The organism is Janthinobacterium aestuarii (genome assembly GCF_046113285.1).
Lineage (GTDB): Bacteria > Pseudomonadota > Gammaproteobacteria > Burkholderiales > Burkholderiaceae_D > Janthinobacterium.
The window spans coordinates 1996485-2015824 of sequence record NZ_CP142524.1 but is presented as its reverse complement, the minus strand read 5'-3'; the positions used below and the strand labels follow the sequence as shown (position 1 = coordinate 2015824).

The 19340-nt window shown below is 64.6% G+C and carries 8 protein-coding genes; all 8 read right to left on the bottom strand.

Features of this window, described 5'->3' with window-relative positions; genetic code table 11:
• Positions 1-18: 18 nt before the first annotated feature.
• On the bottom strand, positions 19-2793 hold the full coding sequence (locus tag OX462_RS09055) for a type VI secretion system Vgr family protein (RefSeq protein WP_409028226.1): 2775 nt from the start codon (positions 2791-2793) through the stop codon (positions 19-21).
• Between the two features lie 148 nt (positions 2794-2941).
• On the bottom strand, positions 2942-5095 hold the full coding sequence (locus tag OX462_RS09050; RefSeq protein ID WP_409028225.1) for a S46 family peptidase: 2154 nt from the start codon (positions 5093-5095) through the stop codon (positions 2942-2944).
• A gap of 87 nt (positions 5096-5182) precedes the next feature.
• Positions 5183-7306, bottom strand: coding sequence for a PAS domain-containing sensor histidine kinase (locus OX462_RS09045; protein ID WP_409028224.1), 2124 nt, complete (start codon positions 7304-7306; stop codon positions 5183-5185).
• Positions 7303-9897: a chemotaxis protein CheB gene (locus OX462_RS09040; RefSeq protein ID WP_409028223.1), complete on the bottom strand. Its 2595-nt coding sequence runs from the start codon at positions 9895-9897 to the stop codon at positions 7303-7305. The genes OX462_RS09045 and OX462_RS09040 overlap by 4 nt, the downstream gene beginning before the upstream one ends.
• 138 nt (positions 9898-10035) lie before the next feature.
• Positions 10036-11457, bottom strand: coding sequence for an efflux transporter outer membrane subunit (locus OX462_RS09035; RefSeq protein WP_409028222.1), 1422 nt, complete (start codon positions 11455-11457; stop codon positions 10036-10038).
• Complete coding sequence (locus OX462_RS09030) at positions 11454-14705, bottom strand: efflux RND transporter permease subunit (protein WP_409028221.1); 3252 nt, start codon at positions 14703-14705, stop codon at positions 11454-11456. Before OX462_RS09030 ends, OX462_RS09035 begins: the two co-directional genes overlap by 4 nt.
• Positions 14702-17821, bottom strand: a complete 3120-nt coding sequence (locus tag OX462_RS09025) for an efflux RND transporter permease subunit (protein WP_409028220.1) — start codon at positions 17819-17821, stop codon at positions 14702-14704. The genes OX462_RS09030 and OX462_RS09025 overlap by 4 nt, the downstream gene beginning before the upstream one ends.
• A complete protein-coding gene (locus OX462_RS09020; protein WP_070224052.1) occupies positions 17818-19179 on the bottom strand; it encodes an efflux RND transporter periplasmic adaptor subunit in 1362 nt (453 codons plus the stop codon). The genes OX462_RS09025 and OX462_RS09020 overlap by 4 nt, the downstream gene beginning before the upstream one ends.
• Between the last annotated feature and the right edge of the window lie 161 nt (positions 19180-19340).

Genomic DNA, 19340 nt, shown 5'->3' with positions numbered 1-19340 from the left:
TCCAGTCAGTGTCGTGAATCATTGAACCCAGCGGCTGTCGCTGGTGTCGTCGAACGCGCGCAAGCCGCGGTTCGACAGCGTGTGTTCGCCGCCCGGCGCCGCGTCCGGGTCGAAGCGTGTGCTCGCCTGCAATGAAAACTCTTCGCCATTGCCAAGGACGACACGGTAGCGGGGCGTGCCGTCCTGATGCGCGATCAGGATGCGGCCGAATTCGTCGGTCAAGCCGCGTTCGACTTCGGCTTCCCCGTTGTACAGCGTGTACGGCACATTGGCGTACTGGCCGCCATCCGCATGGGCCTGTATCGTATGCTGCAATTGCCCCGCTACCGGCGCGACGGGCGGTTCCAGCTCCGGCTGCGGCCGGTTCTTTGGCGCCAAGGTTTCCAGGTTTCCATGGAACAGCGTCGGCGACGCAGTAAAAAACTGTACCTTGTCGCTAATTTCAAGCATGCAATTGGCGCCATGCAGACGCACGCCTTTGCGGCCGCGAATATGCACCCAGTCGGTCTGACTGATCAATTCCAGCACCTTGTGAGCAACGATATCGACCGCATCGGTTTGCGCCGCGATCTGCACCGGGCCGGCTGCGGCGATCAGTTTCATGCCCGCCTTGTGGACGAACAGGCGGAACGCCGCGCCGATGCTGGCGAACAGGCCGCCGCCGGCCGCCAGCGACAGGTCGCGCCCGGTCGTCAGCGCCGTGTGCTCGGCGCTGGCGATATGCGTCGATTGCGCGCTCGTCGTTTCGATACCGGCCGGACTGGCCAGCACCAGATGCGGCTTGGATAGTTCGGGAAATGCGCTTTCGCCACTGCCGGCACCGCCCTTGATCCCGGCATGCTGGGCATTGAGCACATCGGCGGCGGCGCCCTGCTGGGCGGCGCTTTCTTGCGCGCCGTAATGCTGCGCCAGGGCGGCAAGCGCCTTGTGCCGTTCAGCAGCCTCGGCCAGCCGGCGCAAGGTTTCATCCATGCTCTTGATATGCAAGGCGGCGCCAGGGCGCGCTTCGGTGGTCAGCAACATGCCGCGGCCGGCCCGCGCCACGCCCCAGGCGTCTGACGCCAGTTCCCAGCCCTCGCCACGCGCATCCTTGCGCCCGCTGGCGTCTTCGATGCGGCTGATGCAGCCGAGCGACAATTGGCTGTGCTGATGATCGCTTTTCAGTTGCGCCTGGATGCGCTGGTGCGTGTCGTCGAGCACCAACTGATTACCGCGCACGCCGCAGCCGCCGCCAGGCATCAGCTCGGCGCTGCGCCAGCCGCCCAGCATGCGTTGCCCCGGCAAATTCCACGGCGGCGCATGGTTGCCGTTGTACACTGCGCCGACGATGACGGGACGGTCGATATTGCCGTCGAGAAATTGGATCAGCACTTCCTGGCCGATGCGCGGCAACGCGATCTGGCCGAACGCCTGGCCCGCCCATGGCGTCATGACCCGGATCCATGGCGAACTGCCCGCGTCGAACTTGCCCAGCCGGTCCCAGTGGAATTGCACCTTCACCCGGCCCAGCCCGTCGGTATGGATGGTTTCGCCTGCCGGCCCGGTGACGATCGCCGTCTGCACGCCGGGCAACGCACAAGGCGTGCTGTTGAAGTGCCGCCCCGGATACCAGCGGATGCTCTTGCGGATGCAGTTAAACCGGTTTTCATAATGCGACTTCGCGCCCGTGCCTGCCTGGTAATTGTTGCTGGCGATATGATCGACGGACAGGATCAGGTATTCGCGCGCGCCGATGTCCGGGCGCGCCTCCTCACCTCTGGCCGGCATGGATTGCTGGGCGCTGAAGTGTCCGCCCAGCGTGAAACTGCGCCCGGCCTGGGCGCAGCGGTGATTGCCGCCAGCTTCGAAGTATTGCGCCTGGCAGTTCTGCTCCTCCAGGCGGCGTTGCGCCAGCGCTTCGCCGTCGCCCATGCCGGCATAGCCATAGCCGGTGTTTTGATACAGTTCATGGGCAAACACGTCGCCCTGCTGGTGCAGCGCATAGCCGCTGGCGCGGCTGGCATACGGATGCTTGTAGTTGAAGCTGGCCAGCGTGAGCGAGCCTGAAGCGATCTTGCGTATTGCCTGCCAATCGCGTATGCCGTCGCGCTCCAGCGAGCCCGCGCCGCTGCGATACACCATCTCGTCGGCTTCGCTGGCATGGCCGTCGCCTGGATCGATGCTGTCGCTCAGCCAGGTATTGTCGCCCAGACACAGCGTATGACCGTCGGCGCGATGTTCATACCAGTAATGGATACCCTGGTCTTCCCAGCGCCGGTGCAGATGGTTGTAATCGGTTTCATTATGCTGGTTGGCGCAGCTTAAAATTGCTTTTTCCTCATGCAGCCGGTTTTGCCAGTCGCGCTGCACATAATGCTCGAAGGTCGTTTCGCTGATGTCGATGACCGTGCGTTCGTGGAACGAGACGTTGTCCATGCGCAGCCTGGACAACGCCAGCCAGGGTTGCAGCACCATCTGGTAGAACGCGAAACCGCCATCGCTGCGCAACAGGCGAAATTCGCCGACATAACCATTAAAATAGCGCAAGCTGCCATCATCGCGCACCAGCGAAATCGTGACCATGCGTCCCATCATCACCGTCAGGGGGACGTGGAGATTGTCGGACAGCAGTTCGACGTCGAAGCGGAAGTCGCGCGACATTTCCTCGTGTGCCCGCAAGCTGTTGACCAGCAGCGCGGTATCGGGCGGACCATCCTCGCGCGGAAAATCCATGCGCAGCAAGCGGCTGTCCTGGACTCGCCTGTCCGCCCCGAAAAGCCGCGCCAGATCGGCTGCCAGCTCGCCATCATCCATGTTGCCTCCATCCCATAGTTTCCCTGGTCCATGCTAACCATGGTGGACGCCGGCATATTGATGGAACTCAAACCAGTTGCCCATACGCAAAAAAGCCGCATCGGCCCTGGGGCGGATGCGGCTTTGTTCCAGCGCTTGCTAAAACTAATTACTTCGCGGCTTTGGCAGCTTTCGGATACTTGATGGTCATTTCCTGCAGCAAGTTATCCGCGTGGTCCACTTCCTTCATCACCCACAGCATGTAGCGGATGTCGAGGTGGATGGCGCGCGTGATGGCCGTGTCGAAGTACCAGTCCTTGGTGATCGATTCATACGTCGAATCGAAGTTCAGGCCGATCAGTTCGCCGCGCTTGTTCATCACGGCCGAGCCGGAATTGCCGCCCGTGGTGTCCGCGCTGGTGAGGAAGTTGACCGGCACGGTACCCAGCACCGGGTCGCGGAACTGGCCGTAGCGTTTTTGCTTGACGGCGTCGATCAAGCCTTGCGGCGCTTCGAACGGGGCCTTGCCCGTGACTTTCTCGACGATGCCTTCCACGGTCGTGAACGGCCCCTTGGTGATGCCGTCGCGCGGCGAGTACGGCGAGACCGTGCCGTAGGTCACGCGCAGGGTCGAGTTGGCGTCAGGATAGACCGGCTTGCCTTGCGATTTCTTCCACGCGATCACGGCTTGCATGTATTGCGGAATCACGCGTTCCAGGTTGCCGTCGATTTCCTTGCGGCGCTCTTCCAGCGCCAGTTCCACCGGATACAGCTTGACGGCCAGCTGCATGAAAGCGTCGTCGGACTGGGCAACGGCAGCCTGGTCCTTGTACAGCCAGGCCAGGCGCTTGGCCGTGTCAGCCAGTTGCGTCTGCTGGTACAGGGCCGCCACGGCCGTTGGGGCCGGCAGCAGCGCGTCCAGGCCTTGCGGATGGCTCTTCGCCGCCAGCTGGGCGTAACGCTTCAGGCCCGCTTCAAAGCGCGCCTGGTCGACCTTGTTGACATACGACTGTTCCAAACGGGCCAGACGGGCCTTGATGAAGGCCAGGTCGCGCTGCTGGAAGCCCGATTCGCGCTCGGCGTCCGGCTTCTGGCGCTCTTGCGACAGACGGTAGACGGTGCGCGCGCTTTTCAGCAGGTCGCTGTTGGTGGCCACCGTCCAGGCGAACTCCTCTTCGCTCAGGGCCATGTCGCTGGCGATCGCCGCGTCCAGTTCGGCCAGCAGGGTGGCCGACACGTTCGGCTGTTTCGCGTACCAGGCGCGGAACTCCGCATCCTGCCCATCCTTGATGGCGGCGATGTCCTTGCGGGCGAAACCGTCGAGCAAGCCCTGGGTTTTCTTCAGCACGTTGTTGATGCTTTTCACCACGCTCGCGTAGCGCACGGCGGCGGCCGCATCGCCCTGCGTGGCGGCGGCCATCACGGCCAGGTCAGCTTGCAATTCGGATACTTTCAGGGGAAAGGCCGTATCGCGCGCGAAGCGGATTTCCGCCGGCAGCTTGTAGCGGCTGGTGCGGCCAGGGTAGCCCGCCAGCAAGATGCCGTCGCCGGCCTTCAAGCCTTCGGCCGAGACCACCAGGAAGTCCTTCGACTTATAGGGGACGTTGTCGGGCGACGGGTCGGCCGGACGGCCATCCTTGCCCACGTAGGCGCGCAGGAACGAGTAATCGCCCGTGTGGCGCGGCCATTCGTAGTTGTCGGTGTCGCCGCCGAAGTTGCCGATCTTGTCCGATGGCGCATACACGAGGCGCACGTCGCGTATCATCATCTGGCGGATGCGGTAGTACTCGAGGCCGCGGTGGAAGGCAGGCACGGAGCAGCGGTACATCTTGTCCGTCTCGCATTCGGCGATCAGGTCCTTGATGCGCTTTTCCACGGCTTCGTGGCGCGCGCGGCCGCTCATGTTGGCCGTCAAGCCTTTCAGCACGCGCTCGCTGACGTTCTCCACCTTGTCCGTCACATACACGAGGCTGTTCGGACCGCCCGGCAGCTCGCCAGCGCGCGTCTTGGCCAGGAAGCCGTCGGTGATGTAATTGTGTTCCGGCGTGGAATTGCGCTGCACGGCGCCGTAGGCGCAGTGATGGTTCGTCACCACCAGGCCCGCGTCGGAGACGAAAGCGGCCGAGCAGCCGCCCAGCGACACGATGGCGCTCATCGGGTGCTTGCTCAGGTCGGCGAGTTTTTCTGCAGGAATGTCGATGCCGACCCGTTTGAGCTCGGCTTTCAGCTGTGGCAGCTGGTGTGGTTGCCACTGCCCTTCGTCGGCGTGTGCGCCGGCGAACGCGCCCAACAAGGCGACTGGTAAAACGATTGTTTTGAACAAGATATGCCCCTCCGTAAATAGCAGGCGAAAGTATAGCCTGTCCAAGGGACCTGAGTCGGCAAAAATTAACCCATTGCAATTTCTGTATCAGGCGGCTGGCTGCCTCACTCCCTGCAGGGGAATCTGCAGGGCCAGGCGGCAGCCGGCGCCCGACGCCGGCAAGCCCACCTCGAAGTGCCCGCCCAGCGCCGTCACCCGCTCGGCAATGCCGATCAGGCCAAAACACTGTTTCTTGCGCTGCTGCTGCGGCGTGATGCCGATGCCGTTGTCGCTGATGGTCACGTACACGGCGCAGGCATCCGAACTGAGCTCGATCTCGACCTGGCTGGCCTGGGCATGGCGCATGACATTGCTGAGCGCTTCCTGCACGATGCGGAACAGCACGATCTCGGCCTGGCTGCCGATGGCGGCAAACAGGGCCTCGTCGCGTATCAGCAGGCGGCAGGCGACGCCGCTGCGCTTGCGGAAGTCGCCCACCTGCCATTCGATGGCGGCCTGCAAGCCCAGGTCCAGCGCCATCGGGCGCAGTTCGTTGATGATGCCGCGCACGCTCTTGATGGTCGTGTCGACGTTGCTGAGCACGGCGCCGACGCGGCCGTGCAAGCGCGGATGGGAACCCTCGGTGCGGGCGCTGAGCATGGAGATATCGATGCGCAGCGCCAGCAGGTTTTGCCCCAGTTCATCGTGGATATCGCGCGAAATGCGCTTGCGCTCGTCTTCCTTGGCCGTTTCCAGGTGCAGGGCAAGCTGGCGCAGCTGCGCGTGCGACTGGCGCAAGGCGCCATCCATCAGCTTGCGTTCCGTAATGTCCGTGTGCGCCACCACCACGCGCAACGGCCCTTCGCCGAGGAAACGGCTGATCCTGGCCTGCGACCAGCGGGGCCCCGAGCGCGTGGCAAACTCGTATTCGAGCGCAAACGTGTCGGCAGTGCCGGCAATGACGGAGCGGATGCCGGCGGCCAGCTCGCGTCCGGCGCTGCGCTGCCAGCGCGGGTCGGTCTCGCAAAATTCCAGGTACTGCAGCGGCGGCTGCTTTTGCCCGACGAAGGCCAGGCAAGCCTGGTTCGCATGCACGACGCTGCCCGCCTGGTCCAGCACCAGCACGCGGTCCGTCAGCGAATCGATGGTGGCGTGAAAGAAGCGCTCGGCATCGCGCAAGGCTTCCTGCGCCCGCTCGCGCTGGTGCACTTCCAGCTGCAGGTGCTGGTTGGCCCGCAGCAGTTCGGCCGTGCGGTCGATGACCCGCTGGTCCAGCTCGCGGTGCAGTTCGCGCAAGTCCGCCTCGGCCAGCTTGCGTTCGGTGATATCGGAAAACACGCCGACAAAATGGCTGATGGCGCCATCGGCCGTGCGCATGGGCGTGATCGACAGCGATTCGACGAAGCGCTCGCCATTCTTGCGCCGGTTCACCAGTTCGCCATACCAGCTGCCTTCCTCGTGCAGGCTGCGCCACATGGTTTCATAGAAATGCGGCAAATGCGTGCCGCCGCCGAGGAAGGACGGATCGCGTCCGATGGCTTTCTCGGCCTGGTAGCCGGTGATGGTGGTGAAGGCGGGGTTGACGGAAATGATGCGGTTGGCGCTGTCCGTCACCAGCACGCCTTCGCGGATACTGTCGAGGATGACGAAGGCGCGCCGCAAGGCCGATTCGCGCGCATGCTCATCGCCCAGGTCCGTCACCAGCATGCGCGCCGTGGCGCTGTCCGCGTCGAAATTGGCTTCGATGCGCACCATGCCGCCCATGCCGCCCGCCTCGCCTTCGAACAGTTGCGCCTCGAGCACCTGGCGCGCGCCGCAGGTAAAGACGGTGTCGAGGAAGCGGCGGAAGCCGCCCTGCGCCTGGGGCGCGACGAATTGCTCGAAGCGCCGCCCCAGCAGCTGGTTCTTGTCGCGCTGCAGCAAGCCGCAGGCGGCCACGTTGACACGCGTGATCACGCCCTCGCGCGCCAGCGAGAAGTAGCTGACGGGCGCCTGTTCATACAGCTGCGCATAACGGTCGCGGCTGCTTTCATATTCATTCTTCAGCTGCTCGAGCTCGGCCAGGGCCGCGTTCTGCATTTCCAGCTCGATCTGGCTGACCTGCAACTCATGCAGCTGGCGTATCACCTCTTCATTCGACTGCGGCACGGGCTGACGCTGCTGCGCCGCCAGTTGTTCGGCCTGCTCCCGCAATCGGGCCGGCACGCTCTCCTCGTCGAATGGTTCGCTCATGAGGCGCTCTCCCCTGCTTTCCCGTCTGCCGCGACGCCGGACTGGATCTGGCGCAGCTGGGCTTCCAGCAGCTTCGATTCCGTGATGTTGATGAAGGTCACGACCACGCCATCGATCACGTTTTCGATCGTGCGGTACGGCATGATGCGCACGTTGTACCAGCGCCCGTTCTTGGTCGGTACTTGCCGTTCGCAAAACACCAGGCTGCGGATCACTTCGAGCGCATCGTCTTCCAGGCCCGGATAATCGAGGTCGTTGACGATGTCGCTGAGCGGGCGGCGCAAGTCCGTCTGGATCAATTTGTAGATTTGCGTGGCCGGCGCCGTGAAGCGGCGGATGCGCAAATCGCTGTCGAGGAAGATGGTGGCGATATCGGTGCTGTTGAGCAAGTTTTTCATGTCGCTATTGACGAGCGACAAATCATCGACTTTCGATTGCAGCTCGGCATTGACCGTGTACAACTCCTCGTTGAGCGACTGCATCTCTTCCTTCGAGGTGGTCAATTCCTCGTTCGTCGACTGCAGCTCTTCATTGGTCGACTGCAATTCTTCGTTGGCCGATTTCAATTCCTCGCGCGAGGTCTGCATCTCGTCGCGCACGGCCTGGATTTCATTGCGCGCCTGCGCCAGCTGCTGTTCCAGCTCCAGCACCTTGGGGTTAGGCGAACGGCCGCGCCGCGCCTCGGCCACCAGAGGCGCACTGGAAAACGTGACAAACACCATGCCGCGCAGGGATTCGGGCTGGCTCAGGGCTTCGGCGCTCAGGTCCACGCCCAGCGATTGCCCCAGGTGGTCCTTGACGACCAGGCCCTTGAGGCGTACCACGCTTTCGCTTTGCAGCGCCTGCTTGATCAGGCTGGCCAGCTCGTAACGCAAGCCTTCGCGCGCCATGGCATGGATATTCCAGTTGGCCTTGCCGGCCGCCGGTTCCAGGAAGGCGCCCGTGCGGCCGTTGATGTAAAGAATGTCGCCATCCTGGTTCAGCAGCGCGGCGGCCGGCGAATATTTCTGGAGCAATAATTGCTCGACATGGGCTTGAATCTTTCCAGTCATGCTGACTTCTCTCGTGTCGCTAGGTGTGGGGGGGGATGCCAACGATACCTTGGTGGGAAAATACGTGGGCAGGCGCTGGCGCGCCAGATTGTCGAGGCGGCGGTACAGCCGGGTCGACGTGGTCAGCGGCGAAAACAGCTCGGAAAAATGACCGGGCGTATCGGCGCTGCCCAGCAGTAAAATCCCATCGCGGTTCAAGGCGTAATGAAACAGGGGAATGAGGCGCTGCTGCAGCTTGGCATTCAGATAGATCAACAGGTTGCGGCAGCACAGGATGTCGAGCTTGGTGAACGGCGGGTCCGAAATGATGTTTTGCTGGGCGAAGATGATCGTGTTGCGGATCTCTTTCTTCACATGGTAGCCGTGCTTGTCATTGACAAAGAAACGCTCCAGCCGCTCGGCAGATACGTCGCTGATGATGCTGTGCGGAAAGCGCCCCTGGCGCGCGCGGTCGATGGCATCGGCCGACAGATCGGTGGCGAAGATCTGCAGGCTGTATTTCGACGGCGGGTTGATGCCGGCCACCACTTCATGGAACACCATGGCCAGCGAATACGCTTCCTCGCCCGTGGAACAGGCGGGCACCCAGGCCTTGAAGGCGCGCCCGTCCGGGTGGGCCGCCAGCATTTGCGGCACGACCACCATCTTCAGGTATTCCCACACTTTCGGATCGCGGAAAAAGCTCGTCACGCCGATCAACAATTCCTTGAACAGCAAGTCGATTTCCGCGGGATTCTCGCGCAGGTAGGGAACGTACTCTTCCATCGACGTCATCTGGTACAAACTCATGCGCCGCTCGATACGCCGCAGCACCGTGTTGATCTTGTAGTCGGTAAAACTGTTGCCCGTGTGCTCGGACAGCAGGGCGACGATTTCCTGCAGCGAATTGCGGCCGTTCGGCTCATGCCCCGGCAAGCTGAGGAAACTGCTGCGGAACAGATAGGTGATGATCTTGTCAGGCATCTTGTCGGGGAAATCGACGAGGTCCACCACTTCGGCGACAATCGCGCTTTGCGGCATCATGTCGAACTTGGCCGTATCGGGATGCTGGGCCAGGGTCAGGCCGCCCGCCTGCTTGATCGCCTGCAGGCCGCGCGTGCCGTCGCTGCCCATGCCGGAAAAAATCACGCCGACGGCCAGTTCGCCCAGCTCGCTGGCCAGGCTTTCGAAAAAGGTATTGATGGGCAGGCGGTGTCCGCGCAGCTGCACCGGCTCGCTGAGCACGAATCGGCCCTTGGCCAGGCCCAGGTCGGCATTCGACGGGATCACATAGATATGATTGGGCCGCAACTCCGCCTGGTGCGTGATTTCCGTGACGGGAATGCTGGTGGCGCGCTGCAACAATTCCGGCAGCATGGCCTTTTGCGTGGGATCGAGGTGCTGGATCACCACATAGGCAATGCCGCTTTCCTGCGGCACGTTCGCCAGGAAAGCGACGATGGGATCGAGCCCGCCGGCGGAAGCGCCGATGGCCACCACGGGGAAAACGATGGTGGCCACGTCGGGAACGGACATATTACTGTGTTTGCTGCGTGTCATCGTCTGCAAGAAAGCAGCCACGGCGGGGCCGTCAGGCTGGGAATTGATAATCTTGCATTCTAGCACTCAAGATGCGCAGGAAAACGCGAATTTGGCGCAGGGGTTTTCGCCTGCACCGGCCTGCACCTGATCGCCCCCTTACTGCGCCTGCGGCGCATGCCAGCCGCCGCCCAGCGACTGGATCAGGGCCACGGCCGTCGTCTGGCGGTCCGCCTGCGCCTGCACCAGCGAACGGCGCGCCGACAGGGCCGTCACTTGCGCCGTCACCACGTCCGTGTAGCCGACCTGGCCCGCGTTGTAGCGGTTCAGCATCTGCTGTTCGACCTGGTCGGCGGCCGACGACGCCTGCTGGCGCAAGGCCAGCTGCTCGGCCAGCGCGCGCGTGGCCGACAACTGGTCTTCCACGGCGCCGAAAGCACTGAGCACCGTCTGGCGGTAGCGCGCCACGGCCGCCTCATGGCCCGCCTTGGCCGCGTCCACGCTGGCCGTGGTGGCGCCCGCGTTGAACAGCGTTTGCGCGGCCGACACACCCAGCGACCACAAGCTGCTTGAAGCGTTGAACAGGTCGCCCACCTTGCTGGCGCCGGAACCGTAGGAACCCGTCAGGTTCAGGCTCGGATAGTAGGCCGAGCGGGCGATGCCGATCTGCTCATTGGCCACGGCCACCCTGCGCTCGGCGGCGGCGATGTCGGGACGGCGCTGCAGCAGGGTCGACGGCACGCCCAGCGGCACCTCGGGCACGGTCAGGGTCCACGGCGCCACGGCCAGGCTGAAGTCGGACGGGGCGCGGCCCAACAGGATGGCGATCGCGTGTTCGAGCTGGGCGCGCGCGCGCGTCTGGCTCGACAGATCGATCTGCGCATTGGCCAGCTGCGTCTGTGCCTGCAGCAGGTCGGACTTGGCGGCGATGCCCGAGTTAAAACGGTTGCCGGTGATCTCGAGCACGCGCTTGTAGCCATCGATGGTGGCGTTCAGCAGCGCGATCTGCGCATCGCTCTGGCGCAGCGAAAAGTAATTGGTGGCCAGCTCGCCCTGCGCCGACAGGCGCGCGGCGGCCAGGTCGGCCGCGCTGGCGCTGGCGCTGGCATCGGCCCCCGTCACGCCGGCGCGCAGCTTGCCCCACACGTCCGGTTCCCACGAGGCGCCGATGGCGGCCTTGAAGTTGTTGTTCGTCTGCTGCTCGCCGCCGCCACCCGAACGGGCGCCGCTGCCCGTCAGGTTCACGGTGGGGAACAGCGAGGCGCGCTGTTCGCGCACCAGCGCGCGCGCCTGCTCGTAGGAAGCGATGGCGGCCGCCACGTTCTGGTTCGATATGTCGATGCCTTCGGCCAGCTGGTTCAGCTGCGCGTCGCCGAACAGGGTCCACCAGGGACCGCGCTCCAGGGTGTCGGCCGGTGCGGCCGGTTGCCAGCCGGCCGCCTCCTTGAACGCTTGCGGCGCGGCGGCCGTCGGCGTTTCATACGCGGGGCTGACGGCGCAGCCGGCAAGGAGAACTGCTGCGGCCAAAGCCAGCAGGCGGCGTGCGGGAACGGCGGAGGAAATAGGTTTTACTTGCTTCATGATTGTGTGCTCGGGTTATCTGGCCCAGGAATGCGGCTCAATTGCTGCTCGTCGGCGCTGCGCGTGCGCAGCTTGTCGAGCAGGATGTAGACCACCGGGGTGGTCAGCAATGTGAGTAACTGGCTGGCAATCAGGCCGCCGATGATGGCGACCCCCAAGGGCTGGCGTAGCTCCGACCCCTCGCCGAAACCGATCGCCAGCGGCAAGGCGCCAAGCGCCGCCGCCAGGGTGGTCATCAGAATGGGGCGGAAACGCAGCAAACATGCCTCGCGCACCGCCTCCACTGCACTCAAGCCGCGCGAACGCTCGGCCTCCAGCGCGAAGTCGATGATCAATATAGCATTTTTCTTGACGATACCGATCAACAGGAACACGCCGATCAGGGCGATGATGGAAAACTCCATGCGGAACAGCAGCAAGGCCAGCACGGCGCCCACCCCCGCCGACGGCAAGGTCGACAGCACGGTGACGGGATGGATCAGGCTTTCGTACAGGATGCCCAGCACGATGTAGATGACCACGATGGCCGCCAGGATCAAGAGCGGCTGCTCCTTGTTGCTGTCCTGCGCGCTCTTGGCCGAGCCCTGGAAACTGCCGCGCACGTTGACGGGCATGCCGATTTCCGACTCCGCCTGGGCCACGGCGGCCTGCCCGTCGCTGAGCGGATAGCCGTCGGCCAGATTGAACGACACGGTGGTGGCCAGCTCGCCGCCCTGGTGGTTGATCGAGGTCGCGGTCGCGCTTTCCGCAAAGCTGCTGAACGAGGACAGCGGCACCATGTGCGCCAGGGTCGTGGACAGGGCCGAGCCGCTGGACGGGTCGCGCGCCGCCGTCGTGTTGGACGTCGCCGCGCCCGTCGCCGCAGCGGTGGTGCTGGCCGTCGCCGTCGTGCTGGTGGCAGCGACGGCCGCCGCATTCGACGCCGGCACATACACGGAGCGCAGCGCTTCCGGGCTTTGCGCATAGCGGGGCGCCACTTCCATGATCACGTGGTACTGGTTCAGCTCATCGTAGATGGTCGCCACCTGGCGCTGGCCGAAACTGTTGTACAGCGCATTGTCGATATCCTTGACTTGCACGCCCAGTTGCGTGGCGCGGTCCTTGTCGATGCTGACAAACGTTTCCACGCCGTTTTCCGCCTGGTCCGTGTCCACGTCGATCAGGGCCGGCTGCAGCTTCATCTGGTCGGCCAGCTTCGCCGCCCACTTCTTCAGGTCCGCCTGGTTGTCGCTGATCAGGGTGTACTGGTAGGTGGAATTACTCGAGCGCCCGCCCATGCGCAAATCCTGCACGGGGTTGAGGAACAGCGAAATGCCCGTCACCTTGGCCAGTTGCGGACGCAGGCGCGCGATCACGGCTTGCCCCTTGTCCGTGCGCTGCGAGGCCGGCTTCAAGTCGATGAACATGAAGCCGCCCCCGGCCCGTCCGCCGCCCGTAAACCCCACGACGGTGGCGACGGCCGGGTCGTCCTTGATGATGTTGACCAGCTGGCGCAACTTGCTCTGCATGGCCTGGAACGAGATGCTCTGGTCGGCGCGCATGCCGCCGTTGATCTGGCCCGTGTCCTGCTGCGGGAAAAAGCCCTTGGGCGCGGCCGCGAACAGGTACACATTCAGGCCGACGACGAAGACGAGGATCGTCATCACCAGCGCGGCGCTCGACAGCGCCCAGTCCAGGCAGTGCTCGTAGACTTTGAGCATGCGCTCGAAACCGCGCTCGAACCAGCGCGCCACTCTGCCTGGCGGCTGGTGCTGCTGCCCGCTTTTCAGCAGCCAGGCGCACATCATCGGCGTGGTGGTCAGCGAGATGACGAGCGAAATCATCACGGCGGCCGACAGGGTCACGGCGAATTCGCGGAACAGCCGTCCCACCTGCCCGCCCATGAACAGCAGCGGGATGAAGACGGCCACCAGCGACAGGCTGATCGACAGCACGGTAAAACCCACTTCGCGCGCGCCCAGCAGGGCCGCCTTGAAACGGTCCATGCCGGCCTCGATGTGGCGCTGCGTATTTTCCAGCACCACGATGGCATCATCGACGACGAAGCCGGTGGCCACCGTGAGCGCCATCAGGGAAAGGTTATTCAGGCTGAAACCCAGCATGTACATCACGCCGAAGGTGCCCAGCAGGGAAACGATGGTGGCCACGGCCGGGATGATGGTGGCGCGTACGCTGCGCAAAAAGGCGCTGACCACCAGCACGACGAGCACGATGGACAGGATCAGGGTGAATTCGATTTCGTGCAGCGACGAGCGGATGGAGTTGGTGCTGTCGGACGCCACCTGCAGCTTGATGTCGCCCGGCAGCTGCGCCTGCAGTTGCGGCAGCAGCGCGCGCACGCCGTCCACCGTGGCGATGACGTTGGCACCGGGCTGGCGCGTGATCAGCACGATGACGGCCGGGTCGCCATTGAACAGGCCCAGGGTATTCGTGTTTTCCACGCCGTCGACCACGTCGGCCACGTCGTCGAGGCGGATGGCGGCGCCATCGCGCCAGGCCACGACCAGGCTGCGGTAGTCGTTTGCTGAGCGCCCGCCCGAAGCCGTCGCCGCGCCCGAATAGATCTGCAGGCTGCGCTCGTCGCCGGAAATGGCTCCCTTGGGGCGGTTGGCGTTGCTGGCCTGGATGGCCGCGCGCACGTCCTCCATCGACAAGCTGTAGTGATTGAGCTGGTACGGCAGCAGTTCCACGCGCACGGCGGGCAGCGAACCGCCGCCCAGTTCCACGTCGCCCACGCCTTTGACTTGCGCCACCTTTTGCTGCACCAGGTTCGACACGGCATCGTAGATCTGGCCCGGCGTGCGCGTCTTCGACGTCAGCGCCAGGATGATCACGGGCGCGTCGGACGGATTGGCCTTGCGATAGGTGGGATTGCTGCGCAAGGTGGCCGGCAAGTCCACGCGCGCGGCGGCAATCGCGGCCTGCACTTCGCGCGCGGCCGAATCGATCTTGCGGTTCAAGTCGAACTGCAAATTGATGCGCGCCGAGCCCGTGCCCGACGACGACGTCATCTCGTTCACGCCCGAGATCACGCCCAGGCGCCGTTCCAGCGGCGTGGCCACCGACGTGGCCATGGTCGCGGGGCTGGCGCCGGGCAGGCTGGCGCTGACGGAAATGGTCGGATAATCGACCTGCGGCAGCGGCGAGACGGGCAGCACGAAGAAGGCGCCGATGCCTGCCAGCGCGATGCCGATGGTCAGCAGCACGGTGGCGATGGGACGCTTGACGAACGGTTCGGACAGGTTCACGCGGCGCTCCCCGCGTTATCGGCCGGCTTGTCCAGCTTCACCCCGGGCGTCTTGCGCGCAAAGCGCTGGCCCAGGCGGTCGAAGCCCAGGTAGATGACGGGCGTGGTAAACAGGGTCAGCACCTGGCTGACGATCAGGCCGCCGAAGATGGCCAGGCCCAGCGGACGGCGCAATTCGGCGCCCTCGCCCCAGCCCAGCATCAGCGGCACGGCCGCGAACAGGGCCGCCAGGGTCGTCATCAGGATGGGACGGAAACGCAGCAGCGCCGCCTGGTGGATGGCTTCCTGCGGACTTTTCCCCTCGTCGCGCTCGGCCTCGATGGCGAAGTCGATCATCATGATGGCGTTCTTCTTGACGATGCCGATCAGCAGGATGATGCCGATGATGCCGATCACGCCCAAGTCTTGCCCGGAAATCATCAGCGCCAGCAGGGCGCCCACGCCGGCCGACGGCAGGGTCGACAGGATCGTCAGCGGGTGGATGTAGCTTTCGTACAGCACGCCCAGCACGATGTACACGCAGACGACGGCGGCCAGAATGAGCCACAGCTGGTTCGACAGCGAGTTTTCATACGCGCCGGCCGCGCCGAGGAAGGTCAATGTCACCGATGGCGGCAAGGCGATGTCTTTCGCCGCCTGGCGGATGGCGTCGACGGCGCTGCCCAGCGCCACGCCCTGCGTCGTATCAAAGCCGAGCGTCGTGGCCGGATACTGCGCCACGTGCGTGATCTGCAGCGGCGCCTGTTTTTCGCTGACGCTGGCAAAGGCGGACAGCGGCGTCGACTTGCCGGAACCCGTGCGCACCTGCAGGTCCGACAGGTCGGACGGCGTCGTGACGATGCCCGGCTGCGCTTCGAGGATCACGCGGTACTGGTTGGTTTCCGTGAAAATCGTCGAAATGATGCGCTGGCCGAAGGCGTTATACAAGGCGTCGTCGACGGTGGCCGTGGTGACGGACATGCGCGCGGCGCTGTCGCGGTCGATGGCGACCGTCACGGCGGCGCCCGTGGCGCCCGCATCCGTGACGACGTTGCGCAGCTGCGATTGCTCGCGCATGCGGGCGGCCAGCTTGCCGGCCCATTCGGTGACGGTGGCCGTATCGGCCCCTTCGAGCGAGACGCGGTACTGCGTCGGCCCCGATTCCGCATCGATGGTCAGATCCTGCGTCGGCTGCAGATACAGGGTCACGCCGGCCACCTTGGCCACGCGGTTGCGCAGGCGTTCCATGATCTCGTCCTGGCTGCCGCTGCGCGGACGCTTCAGGTTGATCAGCATGCTGCCCGTGTGCAGCATGGTGTTGTTGGCCGCATCGACGCCGACGAGGGAACTCAAGGTATCGACAGCGGGGTCTTCCAGCAGCGCGCTGGCGGCGGCCTGCTGCAAGGCGGCCATGCGCGCGTACGAGACGGCTTGCGAGGTTTCGATGCGCGCCTGCAGCTGGCCCGTGTCCTGCGTGGGGAACAGGCCTTTCGGGATGGTGATATACAGGACGACGGTCAGCAGCAAGGTGGCCAGGGCCACGAGCAGGGTCAGTCCCTGGCGTTTCAGCACCCACACGAGCGCAAGGTCGTACTGATGGATGACCTTGTCGAGGAAAGCCTGGATGCGCTGGCCCGTGGCGCTGATTTTTTCATCGGCGTGGCTTTTCAGCCAGCGCGCCGACATCATCGGCACCAGGGTCAGCGACACCAAGGCGGAAATCAAGATCGTGATGGCCAGGGTCATGGCAAATTCGCGGAACAGCCGGCCCACCACGTCGCCCATGAACAGCAGGGGAATCAGCACGGCGATCAGGGACACCGTCAGCGAGATGATGGTAAAGCCGATCTGCGACGCGCCCTTCAATGCGGCGGCCATCGGCGTTTCGCCCTCCTCGATGTAGCGGGCGATGTTTTCGATCATGACGATGGCGTCATCGACGACAAAACCCGTGGCGATGGTCAGCGCCATCAAGGAGAGGTTGTTCAGGCTGTAGCCGAGCAAATACATGACGCCGCAGGCGCCGATCAGCGAAATCGGCACGGACAGGCTGGCGATCACCGTGGCGCGCAGGCTGTGTAAAAAGGCGAAGATCACCAGCACCACCAGCAGCACGGACAACAGCAGTTCCATTTCCACGTGCTCGACGGAGGCGCGGATGCCCGTCGTGCGGTCGCTCAGCACGTCGAGCTTCATGGCCGCCGGCAGGCTGGCCTGCAGGTCGGGCAGCAGGGCCTTGATGGCGTCCACCGTCTTGATGACGTTGGCGCCGGGCTGGCGCTGCACGTTCAGAATGATGGCCGGCTGCTTGCCCGACCAGGCACCGAGGCGCGTGTTTTCCGCGCTGTCGACGACGTTCGCCACGTCAGCCAGGCGCACGGGCGCGCCGTTTTTATACGTGATGATCAGGCGCTTGTAGTCTTCCGCCGTCACCAATTGATCGTTGGCGTTGATGGTAAACGAGCGCGTGGGTCCGTCGAAACTGCCCTTGGCGCTGTTGACGTTGGCCGCCGCGATGGCCGTGCGCAGGCTGTCGAGGCCCAGGCCGTACGAGGCCAGCAATTTGGTGTCGCCCTGGATGCGCACGGCGGGACGCTGGCCGCCCGACAGCGAGACGAGGCCCACGCCGTTGACCTGGCTGATCTTCAGCGCCAGACGCGTGTTGACGATGTTCTGCACCTGCGTCAGCGGCATCGTGTCCGACGTAATCGCCAGGGTCAGCACGGGCGCGTCGGCCGGGTTGATCTTCGCGTACACGGGCGGCGCCGGCAAGTCGGTCGGCAGCAGCGAGCCGCCCGCGTTGATGGCCGCCTGCACTTCCTGCTCGGCCACGTCCAGGGTCTGGCCCAGGGTAAATTGCAGGGTGATGAGGGAAACGCCGGCCGCGCTGGTGGAACTCATGCGCTGTAGACCCGACATCTGCCCGAACTGGCGCTCCAGCGGCGCCGTCACCGTCTGTCCCATGACTTCGGGACTGGCGCCCGGGTACAGGGTCTGCACCTGGATGGTGGGGAAGTCCACCTGCGGCAAGGCGGCCAGCGGCAGGAACTTGAAGCCGACCAGCCCCGCCAGCACGATGGCCAGCATCAGCAGCGCCGTGGCGACGGGGCGCTGGATGAACGGCGTCGATGGACTCATTGCGCTGCGCCCTTCGCCGGAGCGGTCGCCGGCGCACTGGCGGGAGCGGAGGCGGTGGCCGAAGCGCTGGCCGCGCCCTCAGCATGCTGGCGGCGGTGGCGGCGTTCGCCGTTCGCGCCGGCAGCACCTGCGCCGCCCATGGCCGGCTTGTCGCCCGCCAGCATGACCTTCGCGCCTTCCTTCAGGCGGTCGGCGCCTTCCGTAATGACTTGCTCTCCCGCTTCCAGGCCGGCGCGGATTTCCACCATGTCGGTGGTGGCCTGGCCCCGCGTGACCATGCGCACGGTGACGGTCTTGTCGGCCTTGAGCACATACACGAAGTCGCCGTTGTTACTGTGACGCAAAGCCGTGACGGGCACCAGCACGGCGCCCGTGATGTTGCCCAGTTCCAGACGCACGTTGACGAACTGGCTGGGGAACAAGGCCATCTTGTCGTTCGTGTAGCGGGCCTTGGCGCGCACGGTGCCCGTCTGCACGTCGACCTGGTTGTCGAGCGCCGTCAAGCTGCCCTTGTCCAGCGTATGCGTGCGCGTGCGGTCCAGCGCCAGCGCCGCCAGGGCCGAGCCGCCATTCAGGCGCTCCTGGATGGTCTGCACCTTATCCTGCGGCACGGAGAATTCCACGTCGATGGGCGAGAGCTGCGTCACCACCACCACGCCGCCCGTGTCGCTGGTGCTCACCAGGTTGCCGATATCGACCACCTTCAGGCCCGCACGGCCGCTGATCGGCGATACCACCTTGGTGTAGCCGAGGTTCAGCCTGGCCGTGCCTTCGGACGCGCGGTCCGTCATGACAGTGCCTTCCAGCTGCTTGACCAATGCGGCCTGCGTGTCGACGTCCTGGCGCGCGATGGAATCCTGGCCCAGCAGGGTTTGATAGCGTTTCAGGGTCAGGCGCGCGTTTTCCAGCTGCGCTTCATCGCGCTGGCGCTGGCCCGTGGCCTGCATCAGCGCCATCTCGAACTGGGCCGGATCGATCTGCGCCACCACCTGGCCCGCCTTGACCATGCCGCCTTCCTTGAATTTCAATTCCTTCAAAATGCCCGACACTTGCGGGCGCACCGTCACGGTGGATGCGGCCGTCACCGTGCCCAGCGCATCGAGCACCACGGGCAGGTCGGACTTGACGGCCGTGGCCACGCCGACGGTGGTCGAGGGAGCGCCGCGGCGTCCGCCAGGCCCGCCGGGTCCGCCCGGGCCACCGGGACCGCCGGCACCGCCCTGGGCGCTGGCGCCGGAATGGGTCAGATACCAGGCACCGCCCCCCAGCGCCGCCATCACGGCCAGCGCGATGACCGTGCCGACGATTTTCGAACGGCGGCTGCGCCGCGGGGTATGGGGTGTTGTCTGCGAATCCATCGCTTATCCTTGTAGTGGCCGCTGGCACGGCGATTCTGTGGCGCCGGCCGAGGTGGAACACACTCAGGCCGGACGACCGTTTTTCGGGGTTGTTTCGGTACTCAGCCGGGGAGTCAAGAGCTGAAAATCAGCTGAAAAAACATCGCTCTCCAGCGTGAAAC